This is a genomic window from uncultured Streptococcus sp. (genome assembly GCF_963511325.1).
GTDB lineage: Bacteria > Bacillota > Bacilli > Lactobacillales > Streptococcaceae > Streptococcus.
Genome location: NZ_CAUPII010000006.1, coordinates 44,873 through 62,488, shown reverse-complemented (window position 1 = coordinate 62,488; position 17,616 = coordinate 44,873). Strand labels below are relative to the sequence as shown.

Below are 17,616 nucleotides of genomic sequence, written 5' to 3'. Positions count from 1 at the left end.
AAAAAGAGATTTTTAAACGTTTTTTTGGTATAATAATACCCAGGAAAAACTAGAGAAAAGAAGGAGGTAGAGATGGAAAAGTATTTATCGGTAGCAACTTTGACTAAGTATTTAAAAATGAAATTCGATAAAGATCCCTACTTGGAACGGGTCTATTTAACTGGTCAAGTCTCTAACTTCCGTAAGCGTCCAACTCATCAGTATTTTTCTCTTAAAGATGACCGAGCGGTTATTCAGGCGACCATTTGGTCGGGTGTCTACCAACGTTTGGGATTTGACTTGGAAGAAGGGATGAAGATCAATGTGGTTGGTCGCGTCCAAGTCTATGAGCCAAGCGGAAGTTATTCGATTATCATTGAAAAAGCTGAACCAGATGGTGTTGGTGCCTTGGCTATCCAATTTGAACAACTTAAGAAGAAACTGACAGAAGAAGGTTTGTTTCAAGAACACTTTAAACAATCTTTACCACAATTTTCAAAAAAAATAGGTGTGGTGACCAGTCGAAGTGGTGCTGTTATCCAAGATATCATCACTACAGTCAGCAGACGCTTCCCTGGTGTGGAAATTGTCTTATATCCTACTAAAGTTCAAGGTGAGGGTGCTGCAGAGGAAATTGCTCGTAATATAACTCGAGCCAATGAACGCGCTGACTTAGATGTTCTGATTATCGGCCGTGGGGGAGGTTCCATTGAAGATCTTTGGGCCTTTAACGAAGAAATTGTAGTTCGAGCAATTTTTGAATCTCGTTTACCGATTATTTCGAGTGTAGGTCATGAAACAGATGTCACCTTGGCTGATTTTGTGGCTGATAAGAGAGCGGCAACGCCGACAGCTGCTGCTGAACTCGCTACGCCAGTAACTAAGTTAGATCTTTTGACCTATCTTCAGAATCAAGAAAAACGCATGACTACAGCGGTTAAGCATACCTTGTCAAAGAAAAAAGAAGCTTTGAGAATCCTTAGTCAATCGGTCATCTTCAGACAACCAGAGCGTTTATATGACGGTTATCTACAACGCTTGGATCAGTTACAGCTACGACTGAAGCAAGGACTGAATGCTGAATTGGTTCGAAATCAACAAAAGGTGCAAGAACTAGTCCACCGTTTGGAACAATTATCACCAACCATCAAGATTCAGCGTTATCAGGATCGTATCCAGCAATTAAAGAAACTGTTGCGTAGCCAGATGGCTGTGACCTATGATGCAAAAGTAGCAGAAGTAAAACGCCTATCAGAAGCTCTCCTTATGCTAGATACTAGTCGAATTGTAGCTAGAGGTTATGCAATTGTCAAAAAAGGAGAAGTCGTAGTCGCTTCTGCGAAAGATCTGAAAGAAAATGACCAAGTATCACTGTTGATGCGAGACGGTCAAGTAGAATTAGAGGTTAAAGATGTCAAAACAAAAGAAATTTGAGGAAAATCTAGCAGAACTTGAAACGATTGTTCAAAGCTTAGAAAATGGTGAAATTGCTTTGGAAGATGCTATTTCAGCTTTTCAAAAAGGAATGCTCTTGTCAAAGGAATTGCAAGCTACTCTGGATAAGGCTGAAAAGACCTTGGTCAAGGTGATACAAGAAGATGGAACAGAAAGTGAACTGGTATGAACAAGCAGGAAAAACTAGCTTTGGTCGAATCAGCTCTTGAAGGCTTTTATGGCGACCAACAATTTGCATCCAGTTTAAGAGAGGCTGTTCTCTATTCCGTCCATGCTGGTGGTAAACGGATTCGTCCATATTTACTTTTAGAAGTTTTGGACTCCTTGCAAGTGCCTATCACTCAGGAACATGCTCAAGTTGCAGCGGCACTAGAAATGATTCATACAGGAAGTTTGATCCATGATGATCTTCCTGCTATGGATAATGATGATTTTCGTCGGGGGCGTTTGACCAACCATAAGGTGTATGGTGAAGCTCTAGCTATTTTAGCAGGGGATGCGCTTTTTTTGGATCCCTATGCTTTAATTGCTCAAGCTGATTTACCTAGTCAAACCAAGGTAGATTTAATATCTAATTTATCCCTTGCTTCTGGTAGTATGGGGATGGTAGCTGGTCAAGTGTTAGATATGGAAGGTGAAGGTCAACAATTAAGTCTAGAAGAACTTCAGACCATCCATGCTAATAAAACGGGTAAACTGTTAGCCTTTCCTTTCCAAGCTGCTGGTATCATTGCTGGATTGGATGAAAATCTTCAGAAGCAGCTTAAAACAGTTGGCGAGTTGATTGGACTTGCTTTTCAAGTGAGAGATGATGTCCTTGATGTTACAGCAAGTTTTGAGGAAATCGGCAAGACACCCCAGAAAGATTTGCAAGCAGAGAAGTCAACCTATCCTGCATTGTTGGGATTAGATCAGGCGATAGCATTTTGCAATCAAACCTTGGATCAAGCTAATGCGAAACTTGAAGAGATTAGCCTAGTTGTGAGCTTTGATAAGGCACCAATTGTGAAAATAGTAGAAAGTTTGAGAATCAATGGCTAAGGAAAGAGTAGATGTACTAGCTTACAAACAAGGTTTATTTGAAACGAGAGAACAAGCCAAACGAGGTGTTATGGCAGGTTTGGTAGTCGCTGTTTTAAATGGCGAACGATTTGATAAACCAGGAGAAAAAATTCCTGACGATACAGAATTGAAACTCAAGGGCGAGAAACTTAAGTATGTTAGTCGTGGTGGCTTGAAACTTGAGAAGGCGTTAGATATTTTTGATCTATCAGTTGAGGGACAAACGACCATTGATATCGGAGCTTCAACTGGAGGTTTTACGGATGTCATGTTGCAAAATGGTGCTAAACAAGTTTTTGCAGTTGATGTTGGTACTAACCAACTGGCATGGAAATTACGCCAAGACCCTCGTGTTGTCAGTATGGAGCAGTTTAATTTCCGCTATGCTGAAAAGACCGACTTTAATCAGGAACCAAGTTTCGCAAGTATCGATGTCAGTTTTATTTCCCTAGGCCTTATTCTGCCAGCTTTGCACCGAGTTTTAGCTGATCAAGGGCAGGTTGTTGCTCTAGTTAAGCCTCAATTTGAGGCTGGTCGAGAACAGATCGGTAAAAATGGAATTATCAGAGATGCCAAGGTTCACCAAAATGTTTTAGAATCAGTTACTAAAATGGCAGTTGATGAAGGATTTTCAGTCTTAGGATTGGACTATTCTCCTATTCAAGGTGGTCATGGGAATATCGAGTTTTTAGCCTATTTGCGAAAAGAAGATCACGCAATCAATCAGGTTACTTCTGAAATAGAAAAAATAGTGGAGAAAGCACATAGAGAATTTAAAGATGAATAAAAAAGAGAGACTTGAGAAGATTAGAAGATTTGTTACAGATTATCAAATCGGAACACAGGAAGAAATCGTTGAACACTTGAGAGAAGCTGGTATTTCTGCTACTCAAGCAACAGTCTCCCGAGATATTAAAGAATTAGGTATTGTAAAAATTCCATTGAAAGACAATACTTACATTTATGAATTACCAAAATCAATCGTTAGAAGCTTGCAGTTGGCAGAAAATAATATTATTCATGCTGAACGCATGGGGCATATGATTAATTTGCAAGTTATTCCAGGGAATACTATTTTCGTCAAGAGTCAGTTGATGACTGTTTTTTCTGACCAAATTTTTAGCTGTATTGCTGATGATAATTCCATCTTGATGGTATTGAGAAGTGAAGAAACAGCCAAAGATATTTTTGAGCAAGTTAAAAATTGGTAGGATTATATGTTACTGGAAATTTCGATTAAAAATTTTGCTATCATCGAATCAATTTCTTTGAACTTTGAACAAGGGATGACAGTTTTAACTGGTGAAACAGGTGCGGGTAAATCAATCATTATTGATGCTATGAATATGATGTTAGGAGCTCGAGCTACAACAGAAGTTATTCGTTATGGGGCTCCAAAAGCGGAAATTGAAGGTCTTTTTTCAATTGAAAGTAATCGCGCGCTAGAAGAAATTTTTGATGAACAAGGATTAGAATTGAGTGATGAAATCATTATTCGTCGCGAAATTTTACAAAACGGCCGAAGCATCAGTCGTGTCAATGGACAGATGGTTAATCTTTCAGTACTAAGGACGATTGGTCAACAGCTAGTTGATATCCATGGTCAACATGACCAAGAGGAGTTAATGCGCCCACATCGACATATTCAGATGTTGGATGAGTTTGGGAATGCTTCTTTCTTTGAATTAAAAGAAGCCTATCAGATGAGCTTCGATAACTACCGCCGTATGCGCAAGCAAGTGCTTGACATCAAAAAAAATCAGCAGGAACACAAGGCTCGTATTGAAATGTTGGAATTTCAGATGGCTGAGATTGAAGCAGCTAATTTGAAAGCGGGTGAAGATATTGCACTTAATCAAGAAAGAGACAAACTTCTTAACCATAAACATATCGCCGATACTTTAACAAATGCTTATATTATGCTTGATAATGAAGAATTTTCAAGCCTTGCAAATGTTCGTTCGGCCATGAATGATATGGAAAGTCTTGAAGAGTTCGATCCAGAGTATCGTGAGATCTCAAGCTCCCTTTCTGAATCCTATTATGTTCTAGAAGATATCACCAAGCGCTTGGAATCCATTATTGATGATTTAGATTTTGATGGGAATCGTCTGATGCAGGTTGAAAGCCGACTAGATTTAATTCATACCATCACACGTAAATACGGTGGTAGTGTAGATGATGTCCTTGAATACTTTGCCAAGATTACAGACGAATACAATCTTCTAACCGGAAATAATCTATCTTCTGAAGATATGGAAATCGAACTCAAGAAACTTGAAAAAAATCTTGTGGATTTAGCAGGTCAAGTTGCTCAAGCTCGCCATAAAATAGCGCAGGACTTAGAAGCTGAAATCAAGCAAGAATTGCAAGACCTTTACATGGAAAAAGCTGAATTTCAAGTTCGTTTTAGTCAAGGAAAATTCAGTCGTGAAGGTAATGAGAGTGTTGAATTTTACATTTCAACCAACCCTGGAGAAGATTTTAAACCATTAGTAAAAGTAGCTTCTGGAGGAGAATTGTCTCGTTTGATGTTAGCTATCAAGTCCGCTTTTTCTCGAAAGGAAGGCAAGACCAGTATCGTCTTTGATGAGGTGGATACGGGAGTTTCAGGTCGTGTAGCTCAAGCCATCGCGCAAAAAATTCATAAAATTGGGCAGCATGGTCAAGTATTAGCTATTTCTCACCTTCCTCAAGTCATTGCGATTGCAGATTATCAGTTCTTCATCGAAAAGATTAGCAATGAACATTCAACCGTTTCAACAGTTCGCTTGTTAACAGTTGAAGAAAGGATTGAAGAAGTCGCTAAGATGTTGGCTGGGGAGAATGTGACAGAAGCAGCATTGACTCAAGCGAGAGAATTATTACAAAGTAAGGAGAAATAAATGACAGACTATTATGTAATTGGTGATGTCCACGGAAAAGCTGGAATGTTAGAAGATTTACTTAAAACATGGGATGGCAAGACTCAATTACTTTTTCTTGGAGATCTGATTGATAGAGGAGAAGATAGCCGCCGTGTTCTTGAAATGGTCAAGGATTTGGTAGATAACCAAGGAGCTATCTGCTTATCAGGGAACCACGAGTATATGTTTTTAACTTGGTTAGATAATCCTGAAGAAAGTTATGACCACTATCGTCGTAATGGTGGGGATACAACCATTAATTCCATTTTAGGCCGTCCATTAGATGCACCAGTAGATGGAGTAGCAGATGCTAAGCGTGTTGAGACAGAAGCAGCCGACTTAGTGGAGTTTATCCGTCAGATGCCTTTTATCATTGAAACAGATAAGTATATTTTTGTTCATGCAGGTATTGATTTGACCTTGGAAGATTGGCATGATACCACAGATTATAAGAAAGTCTGGCTCAGAAAACCCTTCCATGAGGCAGAAAATCATACTGGGAAAACAATTGTCTTTGGGCATACTCCTGTTTATGGTTTGTTGGATCAAAAACCTGGCACATCTGAACTCTGGATAACAGAAGATGGTAAAGTTGGTATGGATGGGGGAGCTGTCTATGGCGGTGTTCTTCATGGTATTATCTTTACAGATCAAGGCATGACTGAACGTCATTATATTGAAAATGACGGTTTTATTGCTGAAGATTAGTACTCCTAACAGGGTATGGTCTTGTCAAAATGTTAAAAACAATTTATAATTAATAGATACCCTGAAAGGAAGAGAATGATGAACTTAGAAGAATTGAAAAAACGACAGGAGAAGATTCGTAACTTCTCTATCATTGCCCATATTGACCATGGAAAGTCAACACTAGCAGACCGTATTTTGGAGGCTACAGAGACGGTTTCTAGTCGTGAAATGCAAGCTCAGCTTCTTGATAGCATGGATTTGGAGCGTGAGCGTGGAATTACTATCAAACTCAATGCTATCGAGCTGAATTATACTGCTAAAGATGGTGAGACCTATATTTTCCACTTGATTGACACACCAGGGCACGTAGACTTTACTTATGAAGTATCGCGTTCGCTTGCTGCCTGTGAAGGAGCTATTTTAGTGGTCGATGCAGCCCAAGGGATTGAAGCTCAAACCCTGGCAAACGTCTACCTAGCTTTGGATAATGATTTGGAAATTATGCCAGTCATTAACAAGATTGACCTTCCAGCAGCAGATCCAGAGCGCGTGCGTACAGAAATAGAGGATGTTATCGGTTTGGATGCCAGCGAAGCAGTATTGGCTTCTGCCAAGGCGGGTATCGGTATCGAAGAAATTCTAGAGCAAATCGTTGAAAAAGTACCAGCCCCAACTGGTGATGTTACTGCACCACTTAAGGCTTTGATTTTTGACTCAGTTTACGATGCTTACCGTGGGGTTATACTCCAAGTTCGTGTCATGGATGGAGTTGTTAAGCCAGGTGATAAGATTCAGCTCATGAGCAATGGTAAAACCTTTGATGTGACTGAGGTCGGAATATTCACACCCAAAGCAGTAGGACGTGACTTCCTTGCGACAGGTGACGTTGGTTATATTGCAGCATCTATCAAGACAGTTCAAGACACTCGTGTCGGTGATACAGTTACCTTGGCGGCAAACCCTGCTTCAGAGCCACTAGATGGATACAAGCAGATGAATCCTATGGTTTTTGCTGGTCTTTATCCAATCGAGTCAAACAAGTACAACGATCTTCGTGAAGCCCTTGAAAAATTGCAGTTGAACGATGCTAGTCTTCAGTTTGAACCTGAAACATCGCAAGCTCTTGGATTCGGTTTCCGTTGTGGCTTCCTCGGCCTTCTTCATATGGATGTTATTCAGGAACGTTTGGAACGTGAGTTCAACATTGACTTGATCATGACTGCACCATCCGTTATATACAAGGTCAATCAGACTGATGGTGAGTCTATGGATGTGTCAAATCCATCAGAATTCCCAGACCCAACTAAGATTGCGACCATTGAAGAACCTTATGTCAAGGCTCAGATTATGGTACCACAGGAGTTTGTCGGAGCAGTAATGGAATTAGCTCAACGCAAGCGTGGGGACTTTGTGACTATGGATTATATTGATGACAATCGTGTTAACGTTATTTATCAAATTCCATTGGCTGAAATTGTCTTCGATTTCTTTGATAAGCTCAAATCTTCAACACGTGGCTATGCGAGCTTTGACTATGAGTTGTCAGAGTACCGCCCATCTAAGCTGGTGAAAATGGATATCCTTCTTAATGGTGATAAGGTGGATGCTCTTAGCTTTATTGTTCACAAAGACTTTGCTTATGAACGTGGGAAACTCATTGTTGATAAGCTCAAGAAAATCATTCCTCGTCAACAGTTTGAGGTACCGATTCAGGCAGCTATTGGACATAAGATTGTGGCTCGTACAGATATTAAAGCGCTTCGTAAGAATGTTCTTGCCAAGTGTTATGGTGGTGACGTTTCTCGTAAACGTAAACTTCTCGAAAAACAAAAAGCTGGTAAGAAACGTATGAAAGCCATCGGATCAGTAGAAGTCCCACAAGAAGCCTTCCTCAGCGTTTTGAGCATGGATGAAGAATAGTTGAGATCTCAAGAAAAAATAAGATAAATATAAAATAATGATTTTTTAAGAGGCTGGGTAAAAAGTCAATTTTCTCCGAAAATGAAAAAATATAACGCATAGTATCAAGGTTTTCAACATCTGATATTATGCGTTTTTCTGATTTTAAAGATTTTTTGCTCAGCCTCTTTTCTTAATGTTTGACAAACGCGCCAACCTCAAGTATAGCAGATTGAACTTAGAATAGTATACTACAGATTCTAAAATATTTTTAGAAATTGATTTGACTTTCCTAATCTCTTTGTTCATATCTTATTTCAATCAACTATACAAGTTTGGGAATCGACATTTCTGGGCGGAAGGTTATTATGTGAGTACAGTAGGGCTTAATGAAGCCACAATTAAGAAATATATTCAAGAGTGAATAAATTATCCAGTGGATGATTTCTAAACGAGTATGAAAATTTGAAAATAAGTAAAGCATGATCTATCACTAGATAAATTGAGTGTAAAAGAATATGAGGATCCCTTTAGGGGATAGTAGCAAGTAATACTCACGCCTTTTTAAGAGGTAAGTGACGAGTCAAGAGCGATGAGGCTTGAACAAGGTGAAAGCCAGCGTCTTTAGGCGCTGGCTGGTAATGTGGACTTATAGCCCTAGTGCAAACCACCCGTTAGATGGGTGGTTATGTTTTTTTGATTTTTTTCAACTTTTATTATACAATAAAACCAAATAAAAAGAAAGCGGTAACAATATGCTTAATGCGAAAATTTTTTATATATTTTTATGTTTGATCGTTGTCGAAACTACAGGCTTGTTGTTGTTGAAAAACGGTCTTGAAAGAGGTTATTTAGATACAGGAGCTATCATCCTTGCAGTTTTTTCATTTGCTTTCTACAACCTATGTTCATTCGGTTGGGTCTGCTCTACAATAAAAAACAATAAAAAATAAATAGACGTATTTTTAGTCAGAACTTCTCAAAAAACGCATTTTCTTGCACCTGCTCCGTAAATGTGTTATACGGATTCTGCGAAAAAGTGATAGTTTTCTAAGCCATGAGCAATGGAAAAGCACCAGCAGTGCGAATACTGAGGCTTTTTTTACGTGGTTGCAAATCACGTCCGGCCCAGTGGCACTTAATCATCGCCTTTCTTATCTAGCCAGACATAAGAAACTCAAATAGTAGGTTCAGATGATTATGGCTATGTGAAAATTCCTAAATCATGGGTTCGTTCCAAAGAAATTGAAGGTGGAGGTGACATTCAGTACTGTGATGGGACGGATGTCAATATTGTAACTCTCAATACCTTTAAACCTTAGCAGTTTGGTATTAGTGAAAGTGAGTACGCTGCACTTGAAACTGTTCAAATTTCAACTAGCATTTATGAATCTAAACAGAAAAGTCAAGAATTTTCCAAGGTATGGGGGTCAAAATCAACTATCGGTGGCTATGAGGCCTATGTAGTAAACTGTATTGCTAAGAATGGGAAATATTTAATTATCTGTTTTTTTAAATCCGATGATGGTAAGTTTAGATATGTTTCTCTTGAAGGTGTTCCATAGGTATTAAAAAATCTCCTTCCAATGGTGGAAGAAAGTTGGACCAATAAAAAGAGTTAATATCGTGAAAACAGGAGGCATTCCTGTTTTTTGTTTTACTTATTAAGAAATTTATAAAAAATATGTTTGAAATTAGCAAATGTTTAAAACGTAAACAAAAAAACAAAAACCAAACAAAATACAACAAAAAAACATTGACAACGGTTTCATATAGTGTTATACTTATACCATAAAAGTTAAATGTGAAGGGAGAAGGTCATGGGATTAGATCATTTCTTTGACAAAGACTTAGTCTTTTGCTTAGAAGCAGATAATCAAAAGCAACTATTCGATCAAGTTGCAACCCTATTGGAAGAAAAGAAAGTTGTTACAGAGACCTATCGATCGGCCTTGATTGAACGTGAAAAATCGTTCCCAACTGGTTTGGATATGGAGTTTTTAGGGAAGGATTTGCCTAACGTAGCTATTCCTCATACTGATACAATTCATAATCTAACTGAAAATGTTGTCGTGGTTCGTCTGGAAAAACCAGTAACGTTCCACAATATGATTGCCCCTGATAAGGAAGTAGAAGTATCATTACTCTTCTTTATCATCAACAATTCAAGCTCAAGTCAAACAAATATTCTTGCGCAGTTGATGGACTTCTTTACAGGCAATGGTCATCTTGAAGCGCTCTCTAAGATTACGGAACCTGAAGCTTTGTTCCAATACATCTCAGAAGCGACTGCTTAATTTGTTAATAATTTTTATATAAAAACGGAGGAAATCCAAATGATTAAAATTCTTGCTGCTTGTGGTGCAGGTGTTAACTCAAGCCACCAAATTAAAAGTGCTCTTGAAGAAGAACTTTCTAACCGTGGGTACGATGTTCAATGTGATGCTGTTATGGTAAAAGATGTCAATGAAGACTTGATTAAAGGTTATGATATCTTTACACCAATCGCTGCTACTGATTTAGGTTTTGAACCAGGTATCCCAGTTGTTGAAGCAGGACCAATCTTGTTCCGTATTCCAGCTATGAGCGCTCCAGTTTATGACAATATTGAAGCAGCTATCAAAGAACATGGTCTAAGCTAATTATTAATTTGTAAATATTCCATAAAAATAAAGGGAGGAAAATTATGGATATCATTATCGAACTAGCCAATAAGCTGTTCAAACCTATCTTGGAAATGGGTGGACCGATCATCATGCTGATCATTTTGACATTATTGGCTCTACTTTTTGGAGTGAAATTCTCCAAAGCGCTTGAAGGTGGTATCAAACTTGCCATCGCTCTTACTGGTATCGGTGCTATCATCGGTATGTTAAATGGTGCTTTCTCAGCGTCTCTTGCAAAATTCGTTGAAAACACTGGTATTCAATTGAATATTACCGACGTTGGTTGGGCACCACTTGCTACAATCACTTGGGGTTCAGCTTGGACACTTTACTTCTTGCTTGTGATGTTGATCGTCAACATTGTCATGCTTGCAATGAAGAAAACTGATACACTTGACGTCGATATCTTTGATATCTGGCACTTGTCTATCACAGGTCTTTTGATCAAATGGTATGCTGACAACAATGGAGTTAGCCAAGGAGTTTCACTCTTCATCGCGACTGCAGCAGTTGTTCTTGTTGGGGTTCTTAAAATCATCAACTCTGACTTGATGAAACCAACATTTGATGACCTTCTTAACGCACCAAGTTCATCACCAATGACTTCAACTCACATGAACTACATGATGAACCCAGTTATCATGGTTTTGGATAAGATTTTTGATAAACTCTTCCCAGGTCTTGATAAATACGACTTTGACGCTGCTAAATTGAATAAACGAATCGGTTTCTGGGGATCTAAATTCTTCATCGGTTTCATCCTTGGTATCGTTATCGGTTTGATGGGAACTCCACATCCAGTTCCTGGTGTTGAAGGTGCTGATAAATGGGAACTTGTTATTAAAGGTTGGTTGTCACTTGGTTTGACTGCCGGTGTCTGCTTGGAGCTCTTCTCATTGATCGGTTCATGGTTTATCGCAGCCGTAGAACCACTTTCACAAGGTATTACAAACGTTGCTACTAAACGTCTTCAAGGACGTAAATTCAACATTGGTCTTGACTGGCCATTTATCGCTGGTCGTGCTGAAATCTGGGCTTGTGCCAACGTACTTGCACCAATCATGTTGGTTGAAGCTGTGCTTCTTTCAAATGTCGGAAATGGTATCTTGCCACTTGCTGGTATCATCGCAATGGGTGTAACTCCAGCTCTCTTGGTAGTTACTCGTGGTAAATTGCTCCGTATGATTATCTTCGGAACACTCTTGTTGCCACTCTTCCTTCTTTCAGGTACACTTATCGCACCATTTGCAACAGAACTTGCTAAAGGTGTAGGTGCCTTCCCAGAAGGTGTAAGCCAAACTCAATTGATTACTCACTCAACTCTTGAAGGACCAATCGAAAAACTATTTGGTTGGGCAATTGGTAATGCTACAACTGGTGATATCAAAGCTATCCTTGGCGCATTAGTATTCCTAGTATTCTACGTTGGTATCTTTGCATGGTACAGAAAACAAATGATCAAACGTAATGAAGAATACGCAGCAAACGCAAAATAATTCGCTCCTAAAAATGTAAATTGTAAAAACTAGGTTGTCAGTTTCCAAATCTGGAGTCGACAGCCTAGTTTTTTTAGGCCTTAAATAAATGGAGGTAATTCTAATGATTGAATTAAAAACAGAACAGTTAAGTGTACAGTTTCAAACTTTTGGTGGTGCACTTTCTTCAATAAAAGACAAAGATGGAATTGAGTATTTGTGGCAGGGAGATCCAACTTACTGGAGTGGACAAGCACCTGTTTTATTTCCAATTTGTGGATCCGTTAGAAATGATACTGTCTTATATCATCAAGCAGATGGTAGTCAAGTAACAGGTAAAATTCCACGTCATGGATTGGTTCGAAAAAAAGAATTTGAATTAGTAGAACAAACAGAGAATGCTGTCACCTTTGCTATCGAAGATGACCAAGAAATGTATGAGAATTATCCCTATCATTTTCGTCTAGAAATAACTTATACTGTTACTGGAAAGACTATTCGAACACAGTATCAAGTTACCAATAAGGAAACAAATAAGAAAATGCCATATTTTATTGGTGGACATCCAGGCTTTAACTGTCCTTTATTTGATGATGAAGCCTATGAAGATTACTATCTTGAATTTGAAAAATCTGAAACTTGTACAGTTCCTAAAACATTTCCAGAAACAGGGATGTTAGATTTTCAAGATAGAAGTAGCTGGTTAAAAGACCAAAAAGAATTGGATCTAAATTATGATTTCTTTAGCTATGATGCAGTGACATTAGATGAATTAGCCTCTCGCTCTGTTTCCTTACGGTCACGCAAGCATGATAAGGGATTAAAACTAGATTTTAAAGAATTTCCAAACCTTATCGTCTGGTCAACTCTCAATAAAGGTCCTTTCCTTGCCTTGGAACCTTGGTCAGGTTTATCAACATCACTCGAAGAGGGCGATCATCTAGAAGATAAGAAAAATGTTCGAATCTTAAATCCAGGTCAAAGTGATCAAATTGGGTTTGATATCGAAATTTTATAAAAATAAACAAAAACAAACATAAAGTGTTGACTTTTTTAAACAATAGTAGTATATTATGTTTAGAAAGAACAATTTGTGTTTGTTTTAACAAGTTGTTCTTCCAATTTCTCTTAGGAGAAGTTTTTAAGAGTGATTAGATGAATCATTCTTAAACTAAAATAGTCAACAAAAACTACTAGTAACTACTTGGTGAATGAGATTTTCTAATCCAGATCCAAAATATTTTTACTGGTCTATTATAAAAAAGGAGTATACAATATGTCTATTGTTATTGGTGCAGATGCTGCAGGTTTGAGATTGAAAGAAGTCGTTAAAGATTTCTTGGAAAAAGAAAACTTCCACGTTGTGGATGTTACGGCTGAAGGTCAAGACTTCGTCGATGTAACTCTCGCAGTTGCTGAAGAAGTTAAAAAAGAAGAACAAAACCTTGGTATTGTCATTGATGCTTATGGTGCAGGTCCATTTATGGTTGCAACTAAAATCAAAGGAATGGTTGCTGCAGAAGTATCTGACGAACGTTCAGCCTATATGACTCGCGGTCATAACAACTCACGTATGATTACTATGGGTGCTCAACTTGTTGGTGATGAATTGGCTAAGAACATCGCTAAAGGCTTTGTAAATGGTAAGTATGATGGCGGTCGTCACCAAATCAGGGTCGACATGTTGAACAAAATGTGCTAATACTCTTCAAAAATCAAGATAATCTGTCGTTAGATCACTTTAGCTAACTTCAGTTATGCTCGTAGCTCGCTTCCTAATACTCTTTGAAAATCAAATTCAAACCACGTCAGCTTCGCCTTGCCGTACTCATGTACAGCCTGCGGCTCACTTCCTAGTTTGCTCTTTGATTTTGATTGAGTATAAGCTAATCTTGATTTTTATGGAGTAAGGATAAATGATATTAGATTTATATAATTAATCGGAGGGAATAACTAATGAGAATTGCAATTGGATGTGACCACATCGTAACAAATGAAAAAATGGCGGTTTCAGAATTTTTGAAATCAAAAGGACATGAAGTCATCGACTTTGGTACTTATGACCACGCTCGTACACACTACCCAATCTTTGGTAAAAAAGTTGGTGAAGCAGTAGTTAGTGGCCAAGCTGATCTTGGTGTATGTATTTGTGGTACTGGTGTAGGTATCAATAACGCTGTTAACAAGGTTCCAGGTGTTCGTTCTGCTTTGGTTCGTGATATGACAACAGCTCTTTATGCAAAAGAACAATTGAATGCCAACGTTATCGGATTTGGTGGTAAAATCACTGGTGAGTTGCTCATGTGTGATATCATTGAAGCTTTCATCAACGCTGAATACAAACCATCTGAAGAAAACAAAAAATTGATCGCTAAAATTCAACACGTTGAAACTCATAACGATCATCAAACGGATGCCAACTTCTTTACAGAGTTCCTTGAAAAATGGGATCGTGGTGAATACCACGACTAAGAGGTGACTTATGATTTTAACAGTCACAATGAACCCATCCATTGATATTTCCTATCCTTTGGATGAATTGAAAATTGACACTGTCAACCGTGTTGTAGATGTAACTAAAACGGCTGGTGGTAAAGGTCTTAACGTTACTCGTGTCCTATCAGAATTTGGTGACTCCGTAGTCGCAACAGGACTTGTCGGTGGTAAACTTGGTGATTTTTTAGTAGAAAATATTGATGATAAAGTAAGCAAACGTTTCTTCTCAATTCAAGGTGAAACCCGTAACTGTATCGCAATTCTACATGGAGAAAACCAAACAGAAATCCTAGAAAAAGGTCCTGAAGTTCAAGAAAAAGAAGGTCAAGATTTCTTGGCTCATTTCAAAGAACTTTTAGAGACTGTAGAGGTAGTGGCCATTTCAGGTAGTCTACCTGCAGGACTTCCAGTTGATTACTATGCTAGTTTAGTTGAACTTGCGAATCATGCTGGGAAACCTGTTGTATTGGACTGTTCAGGCGCTGCACTTCAGGCAGTTCTTGAGTCTCCACATAAACCAACAGTCATCAAACCAAATAATGAAGAATTATCTCAACTTTTAGGAAGAGAAATTTCTAAAGACTTGGATGAATTAAAAGAAGTTCTTCAAGAACCACTATTTGATGGAATCGAGTGGATTATCGTTTCCTTAGGTGCTAACGGAGCATTCGCTAAACACGGTAACACTTTCTACAAAGTAGATATTCCAAGAATTCAAGTAGTAAATCCAGTCGGTTCTGGCGATTCTACAGTGGCAGGTATTGCTTCAGGTCTTTTCCATAAAGAAACGGATCAAGAACTGTTGATCAAGGCAAATGTCCTTGGTATGCTTAATGCTCAAGAAAAAATGACCGGTCATGTCAATATGGCTAACTATCAAGGTCTATATGACCAATTAATTGTAAAAGAGGTATAAAATGGTTTTAACAGAAAATAAACGCGCTTGTATGCAAAAACTCTCTGATGAAAATGGTATCATCTCAGCTCTTGCTTTTGACCAACGTGGTGCTTTGAAACGCCTCATGGCTCAATACCAAACAGAAGAGCCAACAGTAGCTCAAATGGAAGAACTTAAAGTCTTGGTAGCGGATGAATTGACTAAATACGCTTCATCTATGCTTCTTGACCCTGAGTATGGACTTCCAGCTACAAAAGCTCTTGATCCAAAAGCTGGTCTTCTCCTTGCTTATGAGAAAACTGGATACGATACAACAAGCACAAAACGCTTGCCAGACTGCTTGGATGTTTGGTCTGCAAAACGTATCAAAGAACAAGGGGCAGATGCTGTTAAGTTCTTGCTTTACTATGATGTAGACAGCTCTGACGAACTCAACCAACAAAAACAAGCCTACATCGAACGTATCGGTTCTGAGTGTGTGGCTGAAGATATTCCATTCTTCCTTGAAATCTTGGCTTACGATGAAAAAATTGCTGACGCAGGTTCTGCCGAATACGCTAAAGTAAAACCACGCAAGGTTATCGGTGCTATGAAGGTCTTCTCAGACCCACGCTTTAACATTGATGTCTTAAAAGTGGAAGTTCCAGTTAACGTAAAATACGTTGAAGGATTTGGCGATGGCGAAATCGTTCATACACGCGAAGAAGCAGCTGCTTTCTTCAAAGCTCAAGACGAAGCTACTAACCTTCCTTACATCTATTTGAGTGCAGGTGTATCCGCTAAACTCTTCCAAGAAACTCTTGTCTTTGCCCATGAATCAGGCGCAAACTTCAACGGCGTTCTTTGTGGACGTGCAACATGGGCAGGCTCCGTTGAAGCTTACATCAAAGATGGTGAAGCAGCAGCTCGTGAGTGGTTGCGTACAACTGGATTTGAGAACATTGACGAACTCAACAAGGTTCTTAAAACAACAGCTACTTCATGGACCGAACGTGTCTAAATTTCCCCCCCTTTTATGTCCTAAAACCTAGCTAAAAAACTTTTAAAAAAAGTTGTATGTAAAGGTTTACAAAATAAAAATCTTGTGCTATACTTAAGTCACAAGTTAATACAAAGTGAGTGTTACTAAGTAATATTAGGCATGATCACAGATGACTCAGAGGTATATTTTCTGAATTCATTTGTGGTCATTTTTTATGCTCACAAAACTTAAATAATAGGGCAAGGAGGTTGCCATGTATCGGATATTAAATCCAATGAATAACAATGTTTCTCTCGTGCGGAATAGCAAAGGAGAGGAGTTGATCGTAATTGGTAAGGGTATTTCATTCGGTAAGAAGAAGGGAGATTTGATTTCTGAGGATCAGGTTGAAAAAGTTTTTCGGATGAAAACAGAAGAGTCGCGAGAAAATTTTATGGCTCTTCTCAAGGATGTACCACTTGATTTTATTACGGTCACTTATGAGATTATTGATAATCTTTCTAAAAAATATCAATATCCTGTCCAAGAGTATCTATACGTCACTCTGACAGACCATATCTATTGTTCTTATCAGGCTATTAGCCAAGGACGCTATAAGGATAGTAACTTGCCTGACATTTCAGCCAAATATCCTATCGCGTTTCAAATTGCACAAGAAGCTTTTGAAATTTATCGTCAAAAACTGACAGAAAATTTTCCTGAAGACGAAATCATTCGTATCGCTTATCATTTCATAAACGCCGAAGGTGAGAATGAAGTCGAAGTTGTTGAGTCAATTGATAAGAGAAAGGAAATTTTAAAGAGAATCGAAAGCGTTTTGAAGAGTTATAAAATCCAGCGAACACCTGAAAATAATAATTTCTACGACCGCTTTATGATTCATCTAAATTATTTTTTGGATTATCTGGATCGTAGTCGCGATGATAATCAATCCTTGCTCGATATGGAAGAACATATAAAGAATAGCTATCCAGAAGCATTCGAGATTGGTAGTAAAATTTATGAGGTCATTGCTCAGGAAACTGGTCTTGACCTCTACAAGAGTGAACGAGTTTATCTTGTTCTACACATCCAACGTTTATTGTCATAACGATTTACTAAAAAATAT

The 17,616-nt window shown here is 38.4% G+C and carries 18 protein-coding genes and 2 pseudogenes; all 20 read left to right on the top strand.

Annotation, left to right across the window (positions count from 1 at the left end; translation table 11 throughout):
- Window positions 1–72: 72 nt before the first annotated feature.
- A complete protein-coding gene (xseA, locus tag RQ973_RS03335) occupies window positions 73–1,413 on the top strand; it encodes an exodeoxyribonuclease VII large subunit (protein ID WP_311522737.1) in 1,341 nt (446 codons plus the stop codon).
- Complete coding sequence (locus RQ973_RS03330; RefSeq protein WP_311522736.1) at window positions 1,391–1,603, top strand: exodeoxyribonuclease VII small subunit; 213 nt, start codon at window positions 1,391–1,393, stop codon at window positions 1,601–1,603. Before xseA ends, RQ973_RS03330 begins: the two co-directional genes overlap by 23 nt.
- Window positions 1,600–2,475 carry a farnesyl diphosphate synthase gene (locus tag RQ973_RS03325; protein WP_311522735.1) on the top strand — a complete coding sequence of 292 codons (876 nt, stop codon included), beginning with the start codon at window positions 1,600–1,602 and terminating at the stop codon, window positions 2,473–2,475. Before RQ973_RS03330 ends, RQ973_RS03325 begins: the two co-directional genes overlap by 4 nt.
- Window positions 2,468–3,283: a TlyA family RNA methyltransferase gene (locus tag RQ973_RS03320; protein WP_311522734.1), complete on the top strand. Its 816-nt coding sequence runs from the start codon at window positions 2,468–2,470 to the stop codon at window positions 3,281–3,283. The genes RQ973_RS03325 and RQ973_RS03320 overlap by 8 nt, the downstream gene beginning before the upstream one ends.
- Window positions 3,276–3,707 (top strand): arginine repressor, encoded by a 432-nt coding sequence (locus RQ973_RS03315; RefSeq protein WP_049526273.1) that lies wholly within the window; start codon window positions 3,276–3,278, stop codon window positions 3,705–3,707. Before RQ973_RS03320 ends, RQ973_RS03315 begins: the two co-directional genes overlap by 8 nt.
- A gap of 6 nt (window positions 3,708–3,713) precedes the next feature.
- Entirely contained in the window at window positions 3,714–5,381 is a 1,668-nt protein-coding gene (recN, locus tag RQ973_RS03310) for a DNA repair protein RecN (protein ID WP_311522733.1), read from the top strand.
- The gene (locus RQ973_RS03305; RefSeq protein WP_311522732.1) at window positions 5,382–6,110 is read left to right on the top strand and encodes a metallophosphoesterase family protein; all 729 of its coding nucleotides are present in this window, start codon (window positions 5,382–5,384) and stop codon (window positions 6,108–6,110) included.
- 78 nt (window positions 6,111–6,188) lie between these two features.
- Window positions 6,189–8,012 carry a translation elongation factor 4 gene (lepA, locus tag RQ973_RS03300; RefSeq protein ID WP_311522731.1) on the top strand — a complete coding sequence of 608 codons (1,824 nt, stop codon included), beginning with the start codon at window positions 6,189–6,191 and terminating at the stop codon, window positions 8,010–8,012.
- A gap of 298 nt (window positions 8,013–8,310) precedes the next feature.
- Window positions 8,311–8,532 (top strand): annotated as a pseudogene (locus RQ973_RS03295) (transposase); the annotation flags it as partial.
- 214 nt (window positions 8,533–8,746) lie between these two features.
- The gene (locus RQ973_RS03290) at window positions 8,747–8,944 is read left to right on the top strand and encodes a hypothetical protein (RefSeq protein WP_075230276.1); all 198 of its coding nucleotides are present in this window, start codon (window positions 8,747–8,749) and stop codon (window positions 8,942–8,944) included.
- Between the two features lie 219 nt (window positions 8,945–9,163).
- Window positions 9,164–9,556 (top strand): annotated as a pseudogene (locus tag RQ973_RS03285) (hypothetical protein); the annotation flags it as partial.
- Window positions 9,557–9,811: 255 nt separating this feature from the next.
- Window positions 9,812–10,288 (top strand): PTS sugar transporter subunit IIA, encoded by a 477-nt coding sequence (locus RQ973_RS03280; protein ID WP_311522730.1) that lies wholly within the window; start codon window positions 9,812–9,814, stop codon window positions 10,286–10,288.
- A gap of 39 nt (window positions 10,289–10,327) precedes the next feature.
- Complete coding sequence (locus RQ973_RS03275; protein WP_000590576.1) at window positions 10,328–10,633, top strand: PTS sugar transporter subunit IIB; 306 nt, start codon at window positions 10,328–10,330, stop codon at window positions 10,631–10,633.
- 44 nt (window positions 10,634–10,677) lie between these two features.
- On the top strand, window positions 10,678–12,153 hold the full coding sequence (locus RQ973_RS03270; protein ID WP_045763399.1) for a PTS galactitol transporter subunit IIC: 1,476 nt from the start codon (window positions 10,678–10,680) through the stop codon (window positions 12,151–12,153).
- A gap of 103 nt (window positions 12,154–12,256) precedes the next feature.
- Window positions 12,257–13,150, top strand: a complete 894-nt coding sequence (locus tag RQ973_RS03265; RefSeq protein ID WP_311522729.1) for an aldose 1-epimerase family protein — start codon at window positions 12,257–12,259, stop codon at window positions 13,148–13,150.
- Between the two features lie 258 nt (window positions 13,151–13,408).
- Window positions 13,409–13,834, top strand: a complete 426-nt coding sequence (lacA, locus tag RQ973_RS03260) for a galactose-6-phosphate isomerase subunit LacA (protein WP_000029280.1) — start codon at window positions 13,409–13,411, stop codon at window positions 13,832–13,834.
- A gap of 254 nt (window positions 13,835–14,088) precedes the next feature.
- Window positions 14,089–14,604: a galactose-6-phosphate isomerase subunit LacB gene (gene lacB, locus RQ973_RS03255; protein WP_001216925.1), complete on the top strand. Its 516-nt coding sequence runs from the start codon at window positions 14,089–14,091 to the stop codon at window positions 14,602–14,604.
- A gap of 10 nt (window positions 14,605–14,614) precedes the next feature.
- The gene (locus RQ973_RS03250) at window positions 14,615–15,544 is read left to right on the top strand and encodes a tagatose-6-phosphate kinase (protein ID WP_223339540.1); all 930 of its coding nucleotides are present in this window, start codon (window positions 14,615–14,617) and stop codon (window positions 15,542–15,544) included.
- A 1-nt stretch (window position 15,545) separates the two neighbouring features.
- Window positions 15,546–16,526, top strand: a complete 981-nt coding sequence (gene lacD, locus RQ973_RS03245; protein ID WP_311522728.1) for a tagatose-bisphosphate aldolase — start codon at window positions 15,546–15,548, stop codon at window positions 16,524–16,526.
- A 235-nt stretch (window positions 16,527–16,761) separates the two neighbouring features.
- Window positions 16,762–17,598 carry a transcription antiterminator gene (locus RQ973_RS03240; RefSeq protein ID WP_311522727.1) on the top strand — a complete coding sequence of 279 codons (837 nt, stop codon included), beginning with the start codon at window positions 16,762–16,764 and terminating at the stop codon, window positions 17,596–17,598.
- Window positions 17,599–17,616: the final 18 nt, after the last annotated feature.

Bases quoted from the DNA above. Each gene is read 5' to 3' on its own strand.
- xseA (WP_311522737.1), top strand. From the start codon at position 73: ATGGAAAAGTATTTATCGGTAGCAACTTTGACTAAGTATTTAAAAATG.
- RQ973_RS03330 (WP_311522736.1), top strand. From the start codon at position 1,391: ATGTCAAAACAAAAGAAATTTGAGGAAAATCTAGCAGAACTTGAAACG.
- RQ973_RS03325 (WP_311522735.1), top strand. From the start codon at position 1,600: ATGAACAAGCAGGAAAAACTAGCTTTGGTCGAATCAGCTCTTGAAGGC.
- RQ973_RS03320 (WP_311522734.1), top strand. From the start codon at position 2,468: ATGGCTAAGGAAAGAGTAGATGTACTAGCTTACAAACAAGGTTTATTT.
- RQ973_RS03315 (WP_049526273.1), top strand. From the start codon at position 3,276: ATGAATAAAAAAGAGAGACTTGAGAAGATTAGAAGATTTGTTACAGAT.
- recN (WP_311522733.1), top strand. From the start codon at position 3,714: ATGTTACTGGAAATTTCGATTAAAAATTTTGCTATCATCGAATCAATT.
- RQ973_RS03305 (WP_311522732.1), top strand. From the start codon at position 5,382: ATGACAGACTATTATGTAATTGGTGATGTCCACGGAAAAGCTGGAATG.
- lepA (WP_311522731.1), top strand. From the start codon at position 6,189: ATGAACTTAGAAGAATTGAAAAAACGACAGGAGAAGATTCGTAACTTC.
- RQ973_RS03290 (WP_075230276.1), top strand. From the start codon at position 8,747: ATGCTTAATGCGAAAATTTTTTATATATTTTTATGTTTGATCGTTGTC.
- RQ973_RS03280 (WP_311522730.1), top strand. From the start codon at position 9,812: ATGGGATTAGATCATTTCTTTGACAAAGACTTAGTCTTTTGCTTAGAA.
- RQ973_RS03275 (WP_000590576.1), top strand. From the start codon at position 10,328: ATGATTAAAATTCTTGCTGCTTGTGGTGCAGGTGTTAACTCAAGCCAC.
- RQ973_RS03270 (WP_045763399.1), top strand. From the start codon at position 10,678: ATGGATATCATTATCGAACTAGCCAATAAGCTGTTCAAACCTATCTTG.
- RQ973_RS03265 (WP_311522729.1), top strand. From the start codon at position 12,257: ATGATTGAATTAAAAACAGAACAGTTAAGTGTACAGTTTCAAACTTTT.
- lacA (WP_000029280.1), top strand. From the start codon at position 13,409: ATGTCTATTGTTATTGGTGCAGATGCTGCAGGTTTGAGATTGAAAGAA.
- lacB (WP_001216925.1), top strand. From the start codon at position 14,089: ATGAGAATTGCAATTGGATGTGACCACATCGTAACAAATGAAAAAATG.
- RQ973_RS03250 (WP_223339540.1), top strand. From the start codon at position 14,615: ATGATTTTAACAGTCACAATGAACCCATCCATTGATATTTCCTATCCT.
- lacD (WP_311522728.1), top strand. From the start codon at position 15,546: ATGGTTTTAACAGAAAATAAACGCGCTTGTATGCAAAAACTCTCTGAT.
- RQ973_RS03240 (WP_311522727.1), top strand. From the start codon at position 16,762: ATGTATCGGATATTAAATCCAATGAATAACAATGTTTCTCTCGTGCGG.